Here is a 16,935-nt window from a genome sequence, read left to right as displayed (position 1 = left end):
TTTATTGTTTTGTAACCTTTGGCTTCTCACTTAAAAAACCTGTCGTATAGACCCCTTTTTGAAAATCAGGATCCTCAAGAACCTTTTTGAAAAGAGGGGCATTTGTTTTTATCCCTCTGACCTCAAACTCGTTAAAAAACTCAGCTGCTTTCTTTAGGCACTGCTCTCTGTTGGAATCGCTTACAATAATCTTCGCAATCATTGGGTCATAAAACGGAGAGACAGTGTTTGTTGCTGCATAACCTGCATCAATTCGGATTCCTTCTCCTTGAGGGAACGAAAGAACTTCAATTTTTCCTGGTGAAGGAAGAAATTTAACAGGATCCTCTGCATATAGGCGGAATTCCATACTATGGCCTTTCTGCTGCACTTCATTCTGCAGGAGCGGGAGCGATTTTCCTGAAGCCACTTCAATCTGCCATCTCACAAGATCCAACCCGGTCGTCATTTCCGTTACGGGGTGTTCGACCTGAAGACGGGTATTCATTTCAAGAAAATAAAAATGCCCATCGCCATCAACGATAAATTCCACTGTTCCAGCATTCGTATAGGAAACAGATTGAGCAGCTTTCACTGCGGCTTCACCCATTTCTCCACGCAGTTTCTCAGTTAAATAAGGTGAAGGTGATTCTTCTATTACTTTTTGATGCCTCCTCTGAATGGAACAGTCTCTTTCAAACAAATGGATGATGTTTCCTTGGCTGTCTCCAAATACTTGAACTTCAATATGGCGGGCAGGGCTGATAAATTTTTCTATAAACATACGGTCGCTGCCAAAATACATTTTAGCTCGCTGCTGGCTGGAGAGGAACTGCTTTCGAAGGGTTTCTTCATCGTCACAGCGGACCATACCAATCCCGCCGCCTCCTGCGCTTGCCTTAAGCATAACAGGATAGCCGATCTTGCCAGCGATAGATGCCGCTTCTTCTACATCTGCAATTGGTTCAGTCGTTCCAGGGACAACAGGGACACCCGCTTTCTCCATGGTTTTTCTCGCCTGAACTTTGTCTCCCATGGCCTCCACTACGTTCGGGGACGGACCGATGAACGTTATGCCTAGTTCTTCTATTTTTTTAGCAAACTCCCCGTTCTCGGAGAGGAATCCATAGCCTGGATGAATCGCATCAACCTTTTCAGATTGTGCAATCTCAATGATTTTGTCCTGGTTCAAGTAAGATTTAATGACCGGGGGTTCTCCCAGATGATAAGCACGAGTGGCCTGCTGAACGTAGGGAAGTTCCTTGTCAGCATCCGAAAAGACCACAATCGATTCTATTCCCATTTCCGAACACGTTTTAACGATTCGTCCGGCAATTTCTCCACGGTTAGCGATCAATATTTTCTTCACTTTATATCCTCCCTTCGATGCTTCATTGTCGTATATTCGACAAAAAATATTTTTTTCCTTTTGTAAGCGGCAACAAAACGAATATTTCTTTTTTAAAGAATTTTTCGCATAATTAGTATATACTAAAAGAAACATAATCAACAGAGTCATTTGAGGGGGAACGAGTTATGAGCACCATGGAAACGTATACAGTTAAACGCTTAGTCATCAACTATAAAACATTAGAAGAATTTAAACAGTTCAAAGAATACGGTATTCAGGAGCTGTCTATGCTTGAGGATCTTCAAGATAACATTATTGAAAATGACAGTGAGTCTCCTTTTTACGGAATCTATTTTGGCGACAAATTAGTGGCCAGGATGAGCTTATATAGAATTGAGGCAGCATACGACCGTTATTTCAGTCCACCACAGGATTATTTTGAATTGTGGAAGCTGGAAGTACTGCCGCAGTATCAAGGGAAAGGCTACGGAAAAACGCTGGTTCAATTTGCACAATCGTTCAATCTTCCAATTAAAACAAATGGAAGACAGCAATCGAGCGGGTTCTGGGAGAAAATGGGCTTTGAAGCCGTTACCTACAATGAAGAAAGGGACCGCGGGGAAAACCCTTATGTGTCCTATCCAAAAGGGGTAACTGAACAAGCGCTATAATTAAATAAGCAAAAATAAAAAGATGGCGCTCTCCGCCATCTTTTTTTATTTTTCAAGTTTTTGAAGGCCATCTACTTTGAATGTCAGATGATTGCCGCCTTCTTCATCCGTCGCCACCATTTTTCTAGCACGGTCCATGATTTCTATCAGTGCTTTATAATCTTCACAAACGAGCTGGTATTCATGATTTAATTTCTGAAGATGGGACTGAAACTGAGCATTTTGTGTTTTCAGTTCCTCCACTTGATTCCGAAGATTAGCCAGCTCTTGGCCCGAACGGCGTTCTTCAGTAGATTTAAAATTCTTCAAGAAGACAATGACATCATCCAGTGATAATGACTTTTCCTTCGCAACGACATATTCATCTCTTTTACCAGCATGCCTCGAAACGTCTGCACGGCTTTCCTCATAATCAATCTTATCTTTATTTCTTTCTTTCCGCTGCTTTTTTGCTATAGCGATGGCTGATTCATACCTTTTTCTGATCAAAGAATTCCATCTGAACCCACAGGCCGCAGAAGTACGTGACAGTTTTTCTCCCACTTCTTCAAACGCAGCCAGCTGAGTGCTCCCTTCCCTGATATGGCGAAGTACAACATCTGCTAGCAATACATCTTCATCCTGGTTCCAAGCATCCTGGCGAACAACAGTCAACCTAATCCCTCCATCTTTTATGTCGTTTTTACATAGTTATGCAATTAATAGAAAAGATAGACTTTTGTTCTATTAATAAGAGGTCTCCATCGTACGTTTTCCATTTCGCCAGGATACTATACTTAGTAAAAAGATCAAGGCAAATCAGTTGCTGTTATTGAAAAATGCTGCCACAGCATGGTGATGATTTTCTGATTCCCAGAGCTTTGCACATGTTTTTATTTCTTCATCTGCTCTTGTATTAATTTCTTGGAAGGGAAGGCTGCGAAGATATACCTGTTTATAGGCCTTCAGCACATCAACCGAATGTTCCGTATACCTTCTTAAATATTTAGTGCACTCTGTTTGAATGTCACCGTCTTTTATCAGATACTGTAAAAATCCTTTGTCGGCTGCATGTTTCGCCGTCAGCTTTCCTGCGCTCCACAGCATATCCAGTGCATCCAGTTTCCGTACCCTCTCCATTAGATAGGTGCCGCCTCCCCATCCTGTTGTAATCCCGAGCGTTCCCTGTACGAAGCCCATCTTCACATTCGCCGAAGCGATCCTGACATCACAGGCAGACGCGATTTCACATCCGCCTCCTACTGCCGTTCCATTGATCAAGGCGGCAGTTGGCTTCGGAAAGAAAAACAGGCTCTTCAGCACTTCACCCATCCTCGAAAGCATAATGTGAGCTTGTCTTTCTGTTTTGAGACCTGAAAAAGCCCGTAAATCTCCCCCAGCACAAAATGCCCGGTTTCCAGCTCCTCTGATCACTAAGACTTTTACTTTATCATTTTGTCGGGCTTGAGTTATGTATTCCTCTAATTGCTCCATTACCTCAAAATCCACGGCATTTCTGACTTCAGGACGGTTGATGGTGATCCATCCGATCTCATCTTCAATTGTATACAGTACTTTTTCCATCTAATTCCCCCTTTACGTCACACATATAGTTCGTTTTTAAGCGGGAAAATCCTTTAATTGATCAATAAATCCTCAATTTACATAAAAAAACAGGAAGCAGATTTGCTTCCTGTTTCTTCTTATTTGCTGCTGATTACTTCTTTTCCTTTGTAAGAACCGCATTCACGGCATACGCGGTGAGAAAGTTTGTATTCTCCACATTGTGGACATTTTACCATACCAGGCATTTCAAGCTTGTAATGAGTACGGCGCTTTGCTTGGCGGGTTTGGGAAGTTCTGCGAAAAGGTACTGCCATGTTATCCACCTCCTTAAAATGGGGTATTGGTTTTGTCTGAAACATACATCAGATTTCCCAATTTTACGATTTGTCTTTGTCAAAAAACTTGGCAAGATCCGCAAGTCTAGGATCAATCTTCTTCTTGCGGTCTTCCTCAGTAACGACCTGCCATCCTTCTCCTTCAGGCGGAGCCTTCTTATCCTTAACATCAGGTCCGGCTACCACTTTGATCGGCTTTTCAAGCAGAATATGCTCTTGTATATAAGGCATCAGATCAAGGAAATGCCCTTCAACCGTGTGAAGGTTCTCCTCTTCAGCCGGTACCGTATATGAAGGATCCAGAAGAAAAATTTCGGTTGTCTTTATCGAAAATGGAAAATGGACATCTGCCAATGTGTTTGAGCAGGGAAGAACCATTTCTCCCTGAATTTTCAGGTAAAAGGTGGCTTTCTGCTGAGTAACATCGGCATGTCCGCTAACATGAACAGGCGGTATATCGCGAATTTCCTTATCAAGCGATTTAAGTTCACTTGCATCAACATACTCATCAAATTCAAGCGGTTTTCGATAAAAGTTTTTTAATTCCTGTAGTGACCAATTCATCTATTTTCACCTCAAGGCAACAGTAATAATTATATCGGCCATAAAGAGAAATGTCAACATAATATCTTTACAGCATGTTCTTTAAAGAAGCGGCGATTAACGTTAAACTAGAAAAAGTACTATGTTTATTCAAAAAGGAGGTTAATCTGTGAAAGCCTGCGGAATCATCGTCGAATATAACCCTTTCCATAATGGACATTCTTATCATTTGCAACAATCAAAAAAACAATCAGAGAGTGACATAATTGTTGCCGTTATGAGCGGGAATTTCCTGCAGCGCGGTGAACCCGCCATCCTCTCGAAATGGGACCGGTCAAGAACGGCCCTTATGGGAGGCGCTGACCTTGTTATTGAACTACCCTATCTGTTCGCCGTATCACCTGCACCTATTTTTGCACAATCCAGTGTCTTTCTTTTAAATGAAATGGGTGTTGATGCTATCTGCTTTGGCAGTGAATCAGGAAACATGGATTCATTCTACCATACAATTTCAGAACTGGAGAAGAATAAAACTCTATATGATCAATCTTTTCAATCGTTTATAAAACAAGGGTATTCATTTCCGAAGGCTTCTTCCCTTGCGGCCGATTCACTTATGTTAAGCAGCAATACCCTCGATCTGGCCAAGCCCAATAATATTTTAGGCATTGAATATGTAAAAGCAATCCTCGATCAGGAGTTCTCCATCAAGCCTAATACCATTAAACGGATCGGGGCCGCCTATCACGAAGATCAAATCACTGCACATAAAATTGCAAGTGCAACCGCCATAAGAAAGACTTTATTTGAATCTGAAAATATAAGCACAAACGAAATTAAGGAAGCGGTTCCAGATTATACACGGGATATACTAGAGAGTCACCTTCAGGAAACAGGACAATTCACTACATGGGAGTCATTATATCCAATCCTCCGGTATAAACTGCTCTCATCAACACCAGAACAGTTAAGTGAGCTGTATGAAACAGAAGAGGGCTTGGAGCACCGCCTCCGTTCAGTTATCTCAGACGCAAATAATTTTCATGAGTTTATGGCTGCCTTAAAAACCAAACGCTATACATGGACAAGGCTTCAGCGGATGTGCCTTCATATCCTGCACAATATTAAAAAAGAAACAGCTGCAGAATGGGTTCGCAAAGGGCCTCCATACATACGCATTCTGGGAATGAGCAGTGAGGGGCAGAGGTACTTAAGAATGCGCAAAAAAGAGGTCACTGTACCAATTGTAACCACAGTCTCACAGTACAGTCACCCTATGCTGGAGCTGGATCAGCGTGTCTCGTCCATTTATTATGCCGGATATCCGCAAGCGGTTCTTTCCAAAAAAATAAAGGAAGAGTATAGTACTCCTCCCTTACGCTTTGACAGAAGCAAGGGCCTCTTTCTATAGGCCTTTGCTATTTTATTTTAATTTGTTCAGGTAGTTGATTGCGTCATCCATTTTTTTAACTGGTATGATCTTCATATCCGTTTTAATATCTTTCGCTGCTTTTACAGCATCTTTGTAATTGTTGGCACTGACAGGTGCAAAAAAGATTTCAGCACCTGCTTTGTCCGCTGCCACAATCTTCTGCTGAATGCCGCCGATCGGCCCGACTTCCTCATTAATATTAATCGTTCCTGTTCCCGCAATCTTGTGTCCCTTCGTCATATCGCCTTTTGTCAGCTGATTTAAGATTTCCAGAGAAAACATCAAACCTGCTGAAGGGCCGCCGATTTCACTTGTTTTTATGTAGATCGGCGGATCAACTTTAATCTCTACATCTGTTACAGGATATGTAATGCCGATGCCCGCTCTTTTTTCATTGTTCTGGCTGAGTTTTTTAGGGAATTTAGCAAGTGCTACGGTTTTCGCAAATGTCTTTTTGCCTCTGAGGACTTTTAATTGCACTTTGTCTCCCGCTTTTTTCCCTGCCAATTTTTTTAGCAGCTCTTCTGTTGTTTTTACCGGTTTTCCTTCTAATTCCGTAATCTCATCCCCGACTTTTAGCTTTCCTTCTGCAGGCATACCTGAAATAATTCCGGTGACGTAGACACCTTTGCTGATGATTTTTACATTTTTTCCAGCTTTCCGGTAAGCTACTACTGTAGCTGCGTGCTGAGAATCCTGCATCATCTGAAGCTGCCGCTGGTTGTATTCTTCATCTGTTTCATCGTCAGAACGAACTTCATTTGCTGGCAGAAGTTCACGGTAATCGCTTACTTTTGCATATAAATATTGAGGGATATTTGCTTTTCCGATCCGTACGGTGGTCAGCATAAAGCTTCCCTTTTCTTTATCGCCGTCTTTTACATGAATAATGGGTGCCAGTTCATTGGCACTTCCCGGTGATGTCACATAATAAGGCAGTGGATACAGTGCGATGACCAGCGCCAGCACGATCACCCCAAGAAGTGATAATTTACTAATCCGGCTCGATCTCCGGGGGTTTTGATGGTCTTTCATGATTGTTCTCCTTCCATTTCTCAATTCTGCTTTTAATCATCTCAATTTTACTTTTCCCTGCTTCTTCTCCAATTAAGATGATCTCACTTACATTCTTAAAAGCTGTCGAGCTATATTGTTCGACCATCGGCCTGATCATAATATCAGCTGAGATCTCATGATAGCGGACAATTTCTCTTTGCATAATATCAATGCTTTGGACAATTACATCCAGAATCGAAGCCATCTCCGGCTGAGCTTTAAAATGAGAGATATCTACAGCGATCACAATATCTGCTCCCATTTCCCTTACAACAGCAGCCGGCACTCTTTCGATCACTCCTCCGTCAACGAGCAGCCTGCCGCCTATTTTTTCAGGTACAAAAATGCCAGGAATGGAAATGCTTGCCCTGACCGCCTCGGCAATCGGGCCTTTTCTAAAAACAATTTTTTCACCTTTGATCAAATCAGTAGCAACAATGGAAAGCGGGATGATGGTGTCTTCAATCTTTTTATTTTGTGTGAGCAGGCGGACCAGTTCTTTTATTTTTTTTCCTGAAACAAACCCCATTTTAGGAACTGTATAATCCATATAATACTTTCTTTTAAATAAAGTTGCCATTTTTATGAGATTCTCATTATTATGCCCCATTCCAACCATAGCTCCGACTAGGGCACCCATACTGCTTCCCGCGATCATATCAATCGGTATTTCCGCTTCACGGAGTGCCTTGATTACTCCTATATGTGCAAAGCCCCTAGCTCCACCTGACCCTAGTGCCAAACCGATGATCGGCCTCTGCATTACAGACTCCTCCTAACCTTTTGTCCTTTTTAAGATATGGTCTAATTAACTTGCCTATACGTATAAATATATAGATGGACAAGGGATGGCTCTTTAGTCTCACTTGATGAAACGGGGGATGAAAGTGAAATGGAATTTTTATAAATCTATCGTACTCTCTATAGCCGCGATCACGCTCGCTGCTGCGGTTATGATCTTTCCAAAAGCGGCGTTTGCGGCATCGCTGGACGGTTTAGAGATGTGGTGGGAAGTTGTTTTCCCTTCTCTTTTACCCTTTTTTATCCTTTCCGAAATCTTGATCGGGTTTGGTGTTGTTCATTTTTTTGGCGTGCTGTTTGAGCCTTTAATGCGTCCTTTGTTCAAGGTTCCCGGTTCTGGGGGATTCGTCTGGGCAATGGGGCTTTCATCCGGTTTTCCGGCTGGAGCCAAACTTACGGCCAGACTGTGGCAGCAAAAAGAAATCACTACGATTGAAGCAGAGAGACTCGTTTCTTTTACGAACTGTTCGAACCCGCTGTTTATCTTTGGAGCAGTGGCTGTCGGTTTTTTTAACAATCCGTCTCTCGGTATCGTTTTGGCCTTAAGCCACTATGCAGGAAACATTCTTGTCGGCCTCACCATGAGATTCCACGGGAAGAAAATGATGAAAGGGGAAGATTCGAACCGCTTTTTAACAAGGTTCAAGCCGTTAAGCGCTCTGCAAAAAATGCATCAGGCCCGGCTGGCTGACGGCCGGCCCATCGGAAAGCTGTTAGGAGATGCTGTTCAATCATCTACCAGTACACTTCTGATGATCGGAGGATTTATCATCTTGTTTTCAGTGATCAATAAGGTTTTAAGCCTGTTGGCGATAACGCCTGTCTTTGCACACCTGCTTGAAAAATGTCTTTCGATCCTCTCTATTTCAGGCGTCCTCAGCTATCCGCTCATAACGGGCTTATTTGAGATCACTCTCGGCAGCAAGCTCGCCAGCGAAAGCACAAGCATGCTTTTACAGCAATGCATTATTGTCAGTTTCATTCTCGCCTTCAGCGGCTTTTCTGTTCAGGCTCAGGTTGCCAGCATTATTGCTGATACGGACATTCGCTTCAAACCGTTCTTTTTCGCCAGGCTTTTGCACGGTCTGTATGCTTCTGTACTAGCAGCGCTGTTCTTTCCCTTGTTTCTTTACAGTCATTCCAAAACATCAATAACTGTTTGGGCACAGAACCAATTGATGGTGTACCCTTGGGATGAATATTGGCACTTCTTTATAAAAGCAGGTTCATATATGACACTTGCTGCTCTTATTCTTTCTATATTGATCTGGGGTCTTAAGCATTCGCTCAACAAAAAAAACCCCCGTTTTCATTAAAAGGGGGAACTGAACTTTTGTTTTAATGCGTCCTGTACGGCGGGGGGAACGAGTCCCTCTACAGATGCATGGTATTTAGCTGCCTCTTTAACGATACTTGAGCTTAAGAAGGAATACTGATTGTTTGTCATCATAAAAAACGTTTCTACTTCTTCGTTCAGCTTTTTGTTGATGGATGCAATCTGCATTTCATATTCAAAATCCGATACTGCCCGGAGCCCCCTAAGTATGACGCTTGCTCCTACGCTTTTAACATAATCGATCAAAAGTCCGCTGAATGAATCGATCCGGACATTTGGAAGTTCACCTGTCACTTCCTGTAGCAGGCCTAACCGTTCTTCTACAGAAAATAATGGGCTTTTGCTCTGATTTTTCGCTACTACAACGATAACCTCATCAAAAACCTTTGCGCCTCGTTTGATAATATCCAAATGTCCAAGTGTGACTGGGTCAAAACTCCCAGAACAAACTGCTATATTCGGCATGCTCTCCACCTCTTGTCCAATGTATTTACTCTTCTCTGCGTAAATATAAAGAAAGCTTAGTACTTCCGTAAGTCTCTTCTCTCACTCTTTCAAGACTTCCGATCGATGAAGGAAGGAGCACCCCAGGATCGTGTTCAGCTACAACCTGAACTCCCTTGCTTAATAAGCCATATTCATCAAGTTTTGTTATGTCGTCGGCAATCCGCTGTTTCGCATAAGGCGGATCAAGAAGCACAAGGTCAAATTGAAACTCCCTTTTTTTCAGTGCTTTTAAGGCTCGCTGTGATTCTATTCTATAAACTTCTGTCTTTTCTTCATAACGGCATGCTTTAATATTATTCTTAATCGTCTCTGCTGCCTTTATGTCACGGTCCACAAAGATCATCTTATCCATTCCCCGGCTAAGAGCCTCTATTCCGAGCCCTCCACTGCCGCCGTATAAGTCCAGTCCAATTCCGCCATCAAAATAAGGGCCGATAATATTAAAAAGTGACTCTTTGATTTTATCTGTTGTGGGGCGTGTAGACTGTCCCGGAACAGCTTTCAAAGGCCTGCCCTTGCATTCACCTGAAATAACTCTCATTTTTCCACACCTTACATATCAATTTACGATTAATGGCTGCTTCCAGCTCTTATTCAACATTATCCTATCACACTTTTTTTAGAATAAACAGAAACTGTCAAGTTATTTTACAAGCCTAAAGTATAGAAAATTAGACAAGGGCTATACTAATCCTAACAACATCCCTAATGATGTTGTTGCCAACCGCGGAGAAGACTTACTTCCCCATAAGTTCTTCCTCCGGTTTCTCCTCTCCCATCGCCTTAAAGATAGTAAAAAGTGTTTTTACCTATCCTTGGGCAACCCGCAGATATTCTGCGGGTTTTTTTTGATTCATAAAAAGCTCCCCTCCCTTTTCAGCCTCAGCCTTGTGTGCTAAAGTCAAAGAAAGAAAGGGGGATCAACGCATCCTATGATTCAGCGTTTTATTGAACTCGGAGAAGGTTATTCAGATATTTTTGAACTAATGGAAATCGCCGAAACGAACAAAAAGAGACTCAGTCAGCTGCTCTGTCTAAGAACTGAAATCAACGGGATTCAAAAAGCCTCATTCATCGTAGTACTGCATCCCGCAGATGAAGGAAAATTCCAGCCTTTATACATATGCCGGGAAGGGATTCCGGCAGATTCAAAGCGATATCAGCTTTTTGAAGGGCTCTCCCGGAAACTGGAGAAGAAAATCATCACCTTTGACGTGAAACCTTCAGGAGACTTCGAAGAAAAAGAACTGTATTTTCACTATTTGACCGGCATTTTGCGTTTAAATTATCTAATTCCGCCATTGTTATAAAATAAAAAGATGACCCAATCCTTCTTTCGGGTCATCGTCTTTTATAATCCCATCTTGTAATCATATTCTTTTGCTTTATCCGGGATCTTGCTTTCATATTCTGTTTTGATCTCATGTTTATGAGATCGTTTCACTTCTTTCACAAAATGAAGAGATTCCAGTTTGCCGGCAACATCATCAATTTTTGCTGCATCGCAATATATAACAGCATATTTCAACCGTTTTGAAATATAATGTACATTTCCATATCTCCTCAGCTGCTTTGAAAATTTCAGTGAATGCAAATAAACCGCAAGCCCCATTCGGTTTCCAATCATAAATTACTCCTTTAACACCATCATTTTTTTTAGTCTAGCATGATTATTATCAGTCTGCAATTTAATCCCATTTAAGAAAAGGAGTTTCCCCTATGAACCTTGACATCATTTGGAATGGCTTCCTCGAGGCTGTACGGAAGACTTCCTTTATCCATTCTGCAGAAAAAAAACTCATCACCGGTATACCGTTTCTTTATATTAAAACGGATGGATCGGCAGACAGAACGAAAATAGAGGAAGAGATAAAACTTCGATCAATCCAAGCCATGAAGGGCAAAAGGCTGAACGCAGAAATATCCTATTTCAGGACAGATTCTCATTTATATGTATACCGGTTCCGATTTCTCGTTCCTCAACAAAAGATGTTCTGCTGCGGCAACCTTTGTGAAGATTGTATCCGCTATCATAGATAAAAGAAAAATAAGAGCTCTGTTTCGAGAGCCCTTAACCGCAGCTGCATCCGCCTCCGCTTCCACAACCGCCGCTGCAGCTTTTTGAATCAAAGAATGGGTTGCCTGTCGGCACTTTGATGTGCTCTGAAACGCTTCCCGCTATAAGGGAACTGCATTCGTTTAACAGGCTTTCCAATTCTTTCTCCGCTTTTTTGAAACCGGCTATGGTCTCATTAAAATCGAGTTCCCTTTTTAAAACCCTCACCTTTGTTGATACGGTTTTATAATCAGGATGATACTTTCCAAAACGCTGTACTTCCTCATACAGCTCTTTTGTTTTGTTGAACTCATTGATGAGCTTCTGAGCATTTGCGTCTTGTTCAAGATTATATTTACACACTCGGTATTGTATGGCAGCTTCTGATTCAGCTATCATCTTTCCGAGAGAATAGGATTCATCCAGCAATTCAAAATCCAGCACTAATCCCAGCATCCTCTCACTCCCTGCAGTGATTACTTATACTTTCTACCTTCATCTTATTATTATAGCCTAAATTATTATGAGATAAAAGAAAAACCGCCTCCATAACATTGACTCCTTCTTATAAAAAAAAGTATAATACTCTCGTTTGAAAGACTTTGAGAGCGAGGACCGCAATGAAACTTGTAACGTTTAACCCTTTTAGAACGATTGGAATCCCTGGCATACAGTATGTAAAGCCTGACAACATGTTCAAAGAGCTTGATAAAATAAAAGCAGCAGACGTCCTTCTTTTTCCGGAAAACTGGCAGGTAAACTCGTTGGTATATGGAATGAAGAAAAAAATATTTCCGAGCATCGAAAGTATTCAGCTTGGGTTTAGCAAAATGGAGATGACACGTGCGTTATGGACGGTTTGTCCAGAAAATCTTCCATACACTGAGATTCTAGGACATTCCAATGAGAACAAGCGCAAGGTTCTGGAGACTTTTTCTTTTCCTTTTGTTGCCAAGGAGATTCGTAATTCAATGGGGAAAGGCGTATTTCTTATTCATAACGAACAAGAATTCGAAGAATATGCAAAAGAAAACGATGTTTTCTATATACAGGAATACCTTCCGATTGACCGTGATCTTCGCGTATGCGTAGTTGGAAATGAGATTATTGGAAGTTATTGGCGCATAGGCAGCAACGGCTTTCATAATAACGTAAGCCAGGGCGGAACCCTCTCATTCGATAACATTCCTGCTGAAGCATTAGAGCTTGTCCTTCGTGTTGCTCAAGGACTCAATATCAACCATGCAGGCTTTGATATCGTTGCGGCGAACGGCCGTTTTTATATTCTAGAGTTTAATGTGCTTTTCGGAAACCAGGCCTTTAACCACCTTGCCGTATCTCCAGAGAAAAAAATTCATGAATATCTTACAGCAGCTGAGATGGACCGGTAAGCAAAGTATGCCCTTTATTATGGTGAAAAGAGAAGCCTATAGCAGGCCTATAGGTCTTCTCCTTTTCCCATCATGCTCAGAAAATCAATCATCAATCCCACTGTTTTCACTTGATTGTGGAACTTATCAATCCGCTGGCCAAATGTCCTCCCAAAAAACACATTCGCTTCACTTTCCATCACTTCCAGCAGAAGGGGATTTCTCGATAGATCCCGATACCATCTAGGCTGCTCCCGAATAAAAAACTTAAGGTCTGGTCTAGTATTTAAATAGTCAATAATTTCCCTTCTCATCCGTCACACCCCTTAGTCTTTAAATACTGAAAAATAACTATCCTTTGAATTTGACGGCGGGCCCTGAACTGATTTGCTGCCCTGGAACTGCTTCAGCAGCTGATGAATGCCTTCTATCGCACCGCTGAATTGGACAATATGCTGCTGAATTTCACTGACATTGATGTCTCGAAACATGGAAAAAACATCTCCGACTGTAATTTCTTTTTTAGAATGTTCTTCAGCCGATTCCTGTTTCTGTTTTCTTTCCTTCAGTCCCCTGAAATGATCGGTTTTTAACGTATCCTGATCCTTTTCGGCCTTAAAAGCCTTCCAGCTTTCATGATTTGCTCCAAGGAAATACCAATCTTCATAGACATCCCTCCACGTACGATTATTTGAACGGACTTCACTTATCAGCTTAGGATGTTTCTGAACAAATATTCGGAATGCCTCAACGTCCTTTTTCATCTTCTCACCCCCGGCTGTCCTTCAACGACTACAATTCACCTATTACATGATACAGTTCCGCCTATAAAATGGTGCGCCTATTTTTCCTTGTGCTGCTTTAAACATCGTTGTTTACCTTTGTTTTTTGTGTCAAAATTGAAGAGCAGCAGGCGTTGCAACTAGACAGAGAGAGGAAATAAAAAAATGGAATTGTATAAAGAGATGGAGTCGTTCATAACAGAAGCCTCCGAAGAAGAGAGAAATGTGCTGTCAGGCATCATAAAAAGCTTAAAAAATAAAAGGGAACACACCCACTTTACTTATATTTCAAGCTTAATGGATATGAAGCTGAACATCATTAGCGATCATAAATTGGAAATCACTGTGCCAATCACTCCATTATTAAGCAACACAATAGGAATAGTGCATGGCGGGCTCACTGCAACTTTAATGGACACCGCTATGGGAACAGCAGCCAACCAGACGCTTTCTGAAGGATCAGCAGCTGTTACTGTTGAAATGAAAGTAAACTTTACTTCACCCGGCACAGGAAGCTTTCTTCGCTGTGAAGCAGAGGTGCTAAACCGTGGAAAAAAAGTCATCGTTACAGAATCAAAAATTTACGGTGACCAAAACCAATTAATCGCCGTCTCGACCGGCACGTTTTTTATTGTAAGAAAGGCGTAAGCGGCCTGCTTAAGTCCGACAAGCGCTGGAGCTCTAACACAGCAACACGTTTTTTGTGTTTCAAAAAAAATAGGGGAGATCATCTGACCTCCCCTGACTGCTTATCTTGGCTTTATAAAATTTTGTGTATAATTGCTCCCATAAACCCCCACACCCAATCTAGTATAGTTTTTATTTAAAAGCGCTTCCCGGTGGCCCTGGCTGTTGAGCCATCCCTCTACTGCAGCCGGTCCATCTGTATATTTTGCTGCAATATTTTCACCGGCCTGTGTGTACTTCACTTTTCCCGCTTCTAGCCGTTCGGCCAAGTCACCTGACGCGGGTGACGTATGCGAAAAATAATTAAGCTCTTCCATTTCTTTACTGTGGTTATAGGCCACTTTTGCTGTCTTGCTATCCTTTTCTAAAGGAGCTAACCCATGTTTTAAGCGAATGACATTGGTAATATCCAGAATCTGCTGTTCTTGTCCTTTTTCAATTTTTCTCTTCAACTTTTCGGAGAATACAGGCTGTTTCTCCAAGCTGCCTCTGTATACGACAGAATAGGGTCTTTGCATGAGCAATGTTTCTTTATCCAGATACCTGATGCTGGAAAGCTCTTGAGTAAATTTATCAAAATAAAGCTGAGCATAAATATCATGAAATGGAATAAGAGGACGGGTATTCATTTCATCTTCCGATAGCTCGAAACGAAAGAAATCATCTGTTTTATTAACGGTAACCTCACTCTTAACAGGAATCTCTTTTAGAAGCGACGTTACGGACTGGCCGATCTTGAACGGTTTGATCGGCACTCCGTCCCCTGCCACAAAGACGGTTACCACTTTATTATCTTTGATTCCTGCCTGCATATACTGGTTCTCGGAGCTTGAGTAAACATACCAGTCATATCCGTAAGCTGATGGTTCGATTCGGTCTGGGGCGCCAAGACGTTTGGTCAGATAGTTATTGCTTTTACCTACAAAATTAGCCACGGTCGATTTTTCGATGCTTAATGTTTGAATACTCTCCTGAGGGATTTTATGTTTCTCCTGTCTCTCAGGAGTAGGATAAGAATTCTGATCACAACTGTCCAAAAAGAACGAGATAACGAGAATTGCAAAAAGCGTTAGGATTGCTGTTTTCTTCAAAAGTGGTTCTCCCTTCAAAACATACCTTTCATAACTGTACTTCACAATTGTGGAATTTGTCTATAAATTAAAGGGCTGTCCAAGAAGTCTGTAAGCTGTTGATTTCCGTTCCAGGCTGCTCGCTTTTACCGGCGCGAGCTCCTACTTTCGCGGGGCATGCGGTGAGCCTTACCGGCGTGAACACCTACTTTTTGGTGCAAGCACCGGCGGGAGTCTCACCTGTCACGCTGGTCCCGCAGGACAAGGAAGGCTCCGGCAGCTTTTTATCGCACGAAGAAAATGTGAAGTTCATTTTCGAGGAGTCTCGCATCTTCCACTTCAATTAAACTTTTCATTGAAGATTTTTCAAGCCAAAAAGGGGCTGCCTGAAGGTCAATTTTCGACTTTCTGGACAGCCCCTCATTTAGGATATTTGCAATTTTACTGAAGCTGATCTCTTTGTTCCGAAATCTCACTTAGTGCCGCACCTGCTTTAGAGTCTGTTTCTTTATGCACAGCGATGTCTCCAAGGGAAACAATTCCAACTAAATTGCTGTTCTCTACGATCGGCAAGCGGCGTATCTGATCCTTTGACATGAGATCGGAAGCTTCCTCTATGTTCATGTCCGGGCTCCCTGTTACGAGTTCACTGCTCATGACATCCGTTACCTTCGTTGAACCCTGTTTCTTCTCTGCAACTGCCCTGATGACGATATCTCTGTCCGTGATGACTCCAAGGAGTTTCTTTCCTTCACATACTGGAATGACCCCTACATCATCCTGTTTCATTTTTACAGCAATTTCATAGATGCTGTCCTGTGGTGAACAAGAATCCACGTTCGTTGTCATAATGTCACTTATTGTTTTCATTAAAGATTCCTCCATACTCAATTTTTATCGAGATTAGTGTTCACTTCTGAAGGCATTTTATACGCCCATTCAATAAAGGGGAAATATTATGACAACGATTGCATCTTTAAAGCATTCATACTATCATAGATAAGTAAAGGTTTACATGAACAGTGGGAGGTTAAGGAAAATGTTATTTGAAGAAAGCGGCCTGAAGGGGCAAGTTGTCCAATTTTCAATTCTTGAACATATTATGCATAACCATGGAATCATCCGTGCAGGACAGTGGGATTATGAAAGAATTACATACGATTATAAATTTGAAGATATGACGAATGGTGACGTATATTACTTGCGTTTTCCATGCCGTGTGGCAGAGGGCGAAGTTGAGAGCTCTCATGCAAAGATTGAACTGTCGGATCCTTATCTTGGAAAACACTATTATCCGCACGGTGTTGAATATGATGAGGAGTTTCCTAAAACAATTACAGATCATTGCAAAAAACTTATTAATCAAGTGATAGAAGAAATCAAATAATGCCCTTCCTGCAAAAAACCCTTTCCT

24 protein-coding genes are annotated in these 16,935 nt (G+C 41.8%); 9 read left to right on the top strand and 15 right to left on the bottom strand.

All coding sequences use genetic code 11. The features are described 5' to 3' along the window. Position 1: 1 nt before the first annotated feature. Positions 2-1,348: an acetyl-CoA carboxylase biotin carboxylase subunit gene (locus AR335_RS01965; protein ID WP_062231610.1), complete on the bottom strand. Its 1,347-nt coding sequence runs from the start codon at positions 1,346-1,348 to the stop codon at positions 2-4. Between the two features lie 176 nt (positions 1,349-1,524). On the opposite strand from AR335_RS01965, the gene AR335_RS01960 reads away from it, so the two are divergent. Next, entirely contained in the window at positions 1,525-2,001 is a 477-nt protein-coding gene (locus tag AR335_RS01960) for an N-acetyltransferase (RefSeq protein ID WP_053358284.1), read from the top strand. Between the two features lie 45 nt (positions 2,002-2,046). On the opposite strand, the gene AR335_RS01955 is transcribed toward AR335_RS01960, so the two are convergent. The 4 genes from AR335_RS01955 to AR335_RS01940 form a co-directional block, all read right to left on the bottom strand. Continuing rightward, positions 2,047-2,655, bottom strand: coding sequence for an RsfA family transcriptional regulator (locus tag AR335_RS01955; RefSeq protein ID WP_062231608.1), 609 nt, complete (start codon positions 2,653-2,655; stop codon positions 2,047-2,049). Between the two features lie 144 nt (positions 2,656-2,799). Continuing rightward, positions 2,800-3,564, bottom strand: a complete 765-nt coding sequence (locus tag AR335_RS01950) for an enoyl-CoA hydratase/isomerase family protein (protein ID WP_062231605.1) — start codon at positions 3,562-3,564, stop codon at positions 2,800-2,802. Between the two features lie 119 nt (positions 3,565-3,683). Further along, on the bottom strand, positions 3,684-3,860 hold the full coding sequence (gene rpmF / locus AR335_RS01945; RefSeq protein WP_053354596.1) for a 50S ribosomal protein L32: 177 nt from the start codon (positions 3,858-3,860) through the stop codon (positions 3,684-3,686). A gap of 63 nt (positions 3,861-3,923) precedes the next feature. Further along, on the bottom strand, positions 3,924-4,445 hold the full coding sequence (locus AR335_RS01940; protein WP_053354597.1) for a YceD family protein: 522 nt from the start codon (positions 4,443-4,445) through the stop codon (positions 3,924-3,926). Positions 4,446-4,593: 148 nt separating this feature from the next. Between AR335_RS01940 and AR335_RS01935 the strand changes: the two genes are divergently transcribed. Continuing rightward, a complete protein-coding gene (locus tag AR335_RS01935) occupies positions 4,594-5,835 on the top strand; it encodes a nucleotidyltransferase (protein WP_062231603.1) in 1,242 nt (413 codons plus the stop codon). Positions 5,836-5,847: 12 nt separating this feature from the next. On the opposite strand, the gene AR335_RS01930 is transcribed toward AR335_RS01935, so the two are convergent. Beyond that, a complete protein-coding gene (locus AR335_RS01930; protein WP_053354599.1) occupies positions 5,848-6,891 on the bottom strand; it encodes a SepM family pheromone-processing serine protease in 1,044 nt (347 codons plus the stop codon). Beyond that, the gene (locus AR335_RS01925; protein ID WP_062231601.1) at positions 6,851-7,675 is read right to left on the bottom strand and encodes a patatin-like phospholipase family protein; all 825 of its coding nucleotides are present in this window, start codon (positions 7,673-7,675) and stop codon (positions 6,851-6,853) included. Before AR335_RS01925 ends, AR335_RS01930 begins: the two co-directional genes overlap by 41 nt. Before the next feature lie 118 nt (positions 7,676-7,793). Between AR335_RS01925 and ylbJ the strand changes: the two genes are divergently transcribed. Continuing rightward, positions 7,794-9,029, top strand: a complete 1,236-nt coding sequence (ylbJ, locus tag AR335_RS01920) for a sporulation integral membrane protein YlbJ (RefSeq protein ID WP_062231599.1) — start codon at positions 7,794-7,796, stop codon at positions 9,027-9,029. Here ylbJ and coaD read toward each other — a convergent pair. Together coaD and rsmD are read right to left on the bottom strand one after the other, a co-directional pair. Next, complete coding sequence (gene coaD / locus AR335_RS01915; RefSeq protein ID WP_062231597.1) at positions 9,026-9,514, bottom strand: pantetheine-phosphate adenylyltransferase; 489 nt, start codon at positions 9,512-9,514, stop codon at positions 9,026-9,028. The genes ylbJ and coaD overlap by 4 nt on opposite strands. Before the next feature lie 25 nt (positions 9,515-9,539). Next, positions 9,540-10,097: a 16S rRNA (guanine(966)-N(2))-methyltransferase RsmD gene (gene rsmD, locus AR335_RS01910; RefSeq protein ID WP_062231595.1), complete on the bottom strand. Its 558-nt coding sequence runs from the start codon at positions 10,095-10,097 to the stop codon at positions 9,540-9,542. A 391-nt stretch (positions 10,098-10,488) separates the two neighbouring features. Here rsmD and AR335_RS01905 point away from each other — a divergent pair, with 391 nt between their 5' ends. Further along, a complete protein-coding gene (locus tag AR335_RS01905; protein WP_062231593.1) occupies positions 10,489-10,866 on the top strand; it encodes a DUF7147 family protein in 378 nt (125 codons plus the stop codon). Positions 10,867-10,907: 41 nt separating this feature from the next. Here AR335_RS01905 and AR335_RS01900 read toward each other — a convergent pair whose 3' ends face one another. Continuing rightward, the gene (locus tag AR335_RS01900; protein ID WP_053354605.1) at positions 10,908-11,183 is read right to left on the bottom strand and encodes a YlbG family protein; all 276 of its coding nucleotides are present in this window, start codon (positions 11,181-11,183) and stop codon (positions 10,908-10,910) included. 92 nt (positions 11,184-11,275) lie between these two features. Here AR335_RS01900 and AR335_RS01895 point away from each other — a divergent pair, with 92 nt between their 5' ends. Further along, positions 11,276-11,596: a hypothetical protein gene (locus AR335_RS01895; RefSeq protein WP_053354606.1), complete on the top strand. Its 321-nt coding sequence runs from the start codon at positions 11,276-11,278 to the stop codon at positions 11,594-11,596. Positions 11,597-11,627: 31 nt separating this feature from the next. Here the strand turns inward: AR335_RS01895 and AR335_RS01890 are convergent, their stop codons facing one another. Then, positions 11,628-12,068, bottom strand: coding sequence for a YlbF family regulator (locus tag AR335_RS01890; RefSeq protein ID WP_053354607.1), 441 nt, complete (start codon positions 12,066-12,068; stop codon positions 11,628-11,630). 164 nt (positions 12,069-12,232) lie between these two features. Here AR335_RS01890 and AR335_RS01885 point away from each other — a divergent pair, with 164 nt between their 5' ends. Continuing rightward, complete coding sequence (locus AR335_RS01885; RefSeq protein WP_062231591.1) at positions 12,233-13,003, top strand: ATP-grasp domain-containing protein; 771 nt, start codon at positions 12,233-12,235, stop codon at positions 13,001-13,003. 47 nt (positions 13,004-13,050) lie between these two features. Here the strand turns inward: AR335_RS01885 and AR335_RS01880 are convergent, their stop codons facing one another. Further along, positions 13,051-13,296: a YlbE-like family protein gene (locus AR335_RS01880; protein WP_053354609.1), complete on the bottom strand. Its 246-nt coding sequence runs from the start codon at positions 13,294-13,296 to the stop codon at positions 13,051-13,053. A 12-nt stretch (positions 13,297-13,308) separates the two neighbouring features. Continuing rightward, complete coding sequence (gene ylbD / locus AR335_RS01875) at positions 13,309-13,746, bottom strand: spore coat protein YlbD (RefSeq protein WP_062231589.1); 438 nt, start codon at positions 13,744-13,746, stop codon at positions 13,309-13,311. A 183-nt stretch (positions 13,747-13,929) separates the two neighbouring features. Between ylbD and AR335_RS01870 the strand changes: the two genes are divergently transcribed. Next, entirely contained in the window at positions 13,930-14,412 is a 483-nt protein-coding gene (locus AR335_RS01870) for a PaaI family thioesterase (protein ID WP_062231587.1), read from the top strand. Between the two features lie 101 nt (positions 14,413-14,513). On the opposite strand, the gene AR335_RS01865 is transcribed toward AR335_RS01870, so the two are convergent. Continuing rightward, the gene (locus tag AR335_RS01865) at positions 14,514-15,542 is read right to left on the bottom strand and encodes a CAP domain-containing protein (RefSeq protein ID WP_062231585.1); all 1,029 of its coding nucleotides are present in this window, start codon (positions 15,540-15,542) and stop codon (positions 14,514-14,516) included. Between the two features lie 98 nt (positions 15,543-15,640). On the opposite strand from AR335_RS01865, the gene AR335_RS23490 reads away from it, so the two are divergent. Further along, positions 15,641-15,868 carry a hypothetical protein gene (locus AR335_RS23490; protein WP_156418824.1) on the top strand — a complete coding sequence of 76 codons (228 nt, stop codon included), beginning with the start codon at positions 15,641-15,643 and terminating at the stop codon, positions 15,866-15,868. A 94-nt stretch (positions 15,869-15,962) separates the two neighbouring features. Here the strand turns inward: AR335_RS23490 and AR335_RS01855 are convergent, their stop codons facing one another. After that, positions 15,963-16,391, bottom strand: coding sequence for a CBS domain-containing protein (locus AR335_RS01855; RefSeq protein ID WP_062231581.1), 429 nt, complete (start codon positions 16,389-16,391; stop codon positions 15,963-15,965). A gap of 169 nt (positions 16,392-16,560) precedes the next feature. Here AR335_RS01855 and AR335_RS01850 point away from each other — a divergent pair, with 169 nt between their 5' ends. Next, positions 16,561-16,908 carry a YugN family protein gene (locus tag AR335_RS01850; RefSeq protein WP_053354614.1) on the top strand — a complete coding sequence of 116 codons (348 nt, stop codon included), beginning with the start codon at positions 16,561-16,563 and terminating at the stop codon, positions 16,906-16,908. Positions 16,909-16,935: the final 27 nt, after the last annotated feature.

This window comes from Fictibacillus sp. FJAT-27399 (assembly GCF_001510655.1).
GTDB classification, from domain to species: Bacteria; Bacillota; Bacilli; order Bacillales; family Fictibacillaceae; genus Fictibacillus_C; species Fictibacillus_C marinisediminis.
The sequence above is the reverse complement of the archived record's forward strand: the minus strand, read 5'-3'. Positions and strand labels throughout refer to the sequence as shown.

Excerpts from the sequence above, each read along its gene's own strand:
- AR335_RS01950 (WP_062231605.1), bottom strand. The coding sequence starts at position 3,564 with ATGGAAAAAGTACTGTATACAATTGAAGATGAGATCGGATGGATCACC.
- AR335_RS01880 (WP_053354609.1), bottom strand. The coding sequence starts at position 13,296 with ATGAGAAGGGAAATTATTGACTATTTAAATACTAGACCAGACCTTAAG.
- AR335_RS01925 (WP_062231601.1), bottom strand. The coding sequence starts at position 7,675 with ATGCAGAGGCCGATCATCGGTTTGGCACTAGGGTCAGGTGGAGCTAGG.
- AR335_RS01870 (WP_062231587.1), top strand. The coding sequence starts at position 13,930 with ATGGAATTGTATAAAGAGATGGAGTCGTTCATAACAGAAGCCTCCGAA.
- AR335_RS01885 (WP_062231591.1), top strand. The coding sequence starts at position 12,233 with ATGAAACTTGTAACGTTTAACCCTTTTAGAACGATTGGAATCCCTGGC.
- AR335_RS01850 (WP_053354614.1), top strand. The coding sequence starts at position 16,561 with ATGTTATTTGAAGAAAGCGGCCTGAAGGGGCAAGTTGTCCAATTTTCA.
- ylbD (WP_062231589.1), bottom strand. The coding sequence starts at position 13,746 with ATGAAAAAGGACGTTGAGGCATTCCGAATATTTGTTCAGAAACATCCT.
- AR335_RS01890 (WP_053354607.1), bottom strand. The coding sequence starts at position 12,068 with ATGCTGGGATTAGTGCTGGATTTTGAATTGCTGGATGAATCCTATTCT.
- AR335_RS01895 (WP_053354606.1), top strand. The coding sequence starts at position 11,276 with ATGAACCTTGACATCATTTGGAATGGCTTCCTCGAGGCTGTACGGAAG.
- AR335_RS01855 (WP_062231581.1), bottom strand. The coding sequence starts at position 16,391 with ATGAAAACAATAAGTGACATTATGACAACGAACGTGGATTCTTGTTCA.
- AR335_RS01905 (WP_062231593.1), top strand. The coding sequence starts at position 10,489 with ATGATTCAGCGTTTTATTGAACTCGGAGAAGGTTATTCAGATATTTTT.
- rpmF (WP_053354596.1), bottom strand. The coding sequence starts at position 3,860 with ATGGCAGTACCTTTTCGCAGAACTTCCCAAACCCGCCAAGCAAAGCGC.
- AR335_RS01900 (WP_053354605.1), bottom strand. The coding sequence starts at position 11,183 with ATGATTGGAAACCGAATGGGGCTTGCGGTTTATTTGCATTCACTGAAA.
- rsmD (WP_062231595.1), bottom strand. The coding sequence starts at position 10,097 with ATGAGAGTTATTTCAGGTGAATGCAAGGGCAGGCCTTTGAAAGCTGTT.
- AR335_RS01930 (WP_053354599.1), bottom strand. The coding sequence starts at position 6,891 with ATGAAAGACCATCAAAACCCCCGGAGATCGAGCCGGATTAGTAAATTA.
- coaD (WP_062231597.1), bottom strand. The coding sequence starts at position 9,514 with ATGCCGAATATAGCAGTTTGTTCTGGGAGTTTTGACCCAGTCACACTT.
- AR335_RS01960 (WP_053358284.1), top strand. The coding sequence starts at position 1,525 with ATGGAAACGTATACAGTTAAACGCTTAGTCATCAACTATAAAACATTA.
- AR335_RS01940 (WP_053354597.1), bottom strand. The coding sequence starts at position 4,445 with ATGAATTGGTCACTACAGGAATTAAAAAACTTTTATCGAAAACCGCTT.
- ylbJ (WP_062231599.1), top strand. The coding sequence starts at position 7,794 with ATGAAAGTGAAATGGAATTTTTATAAATCTATCGTACTCTCTATAGCC.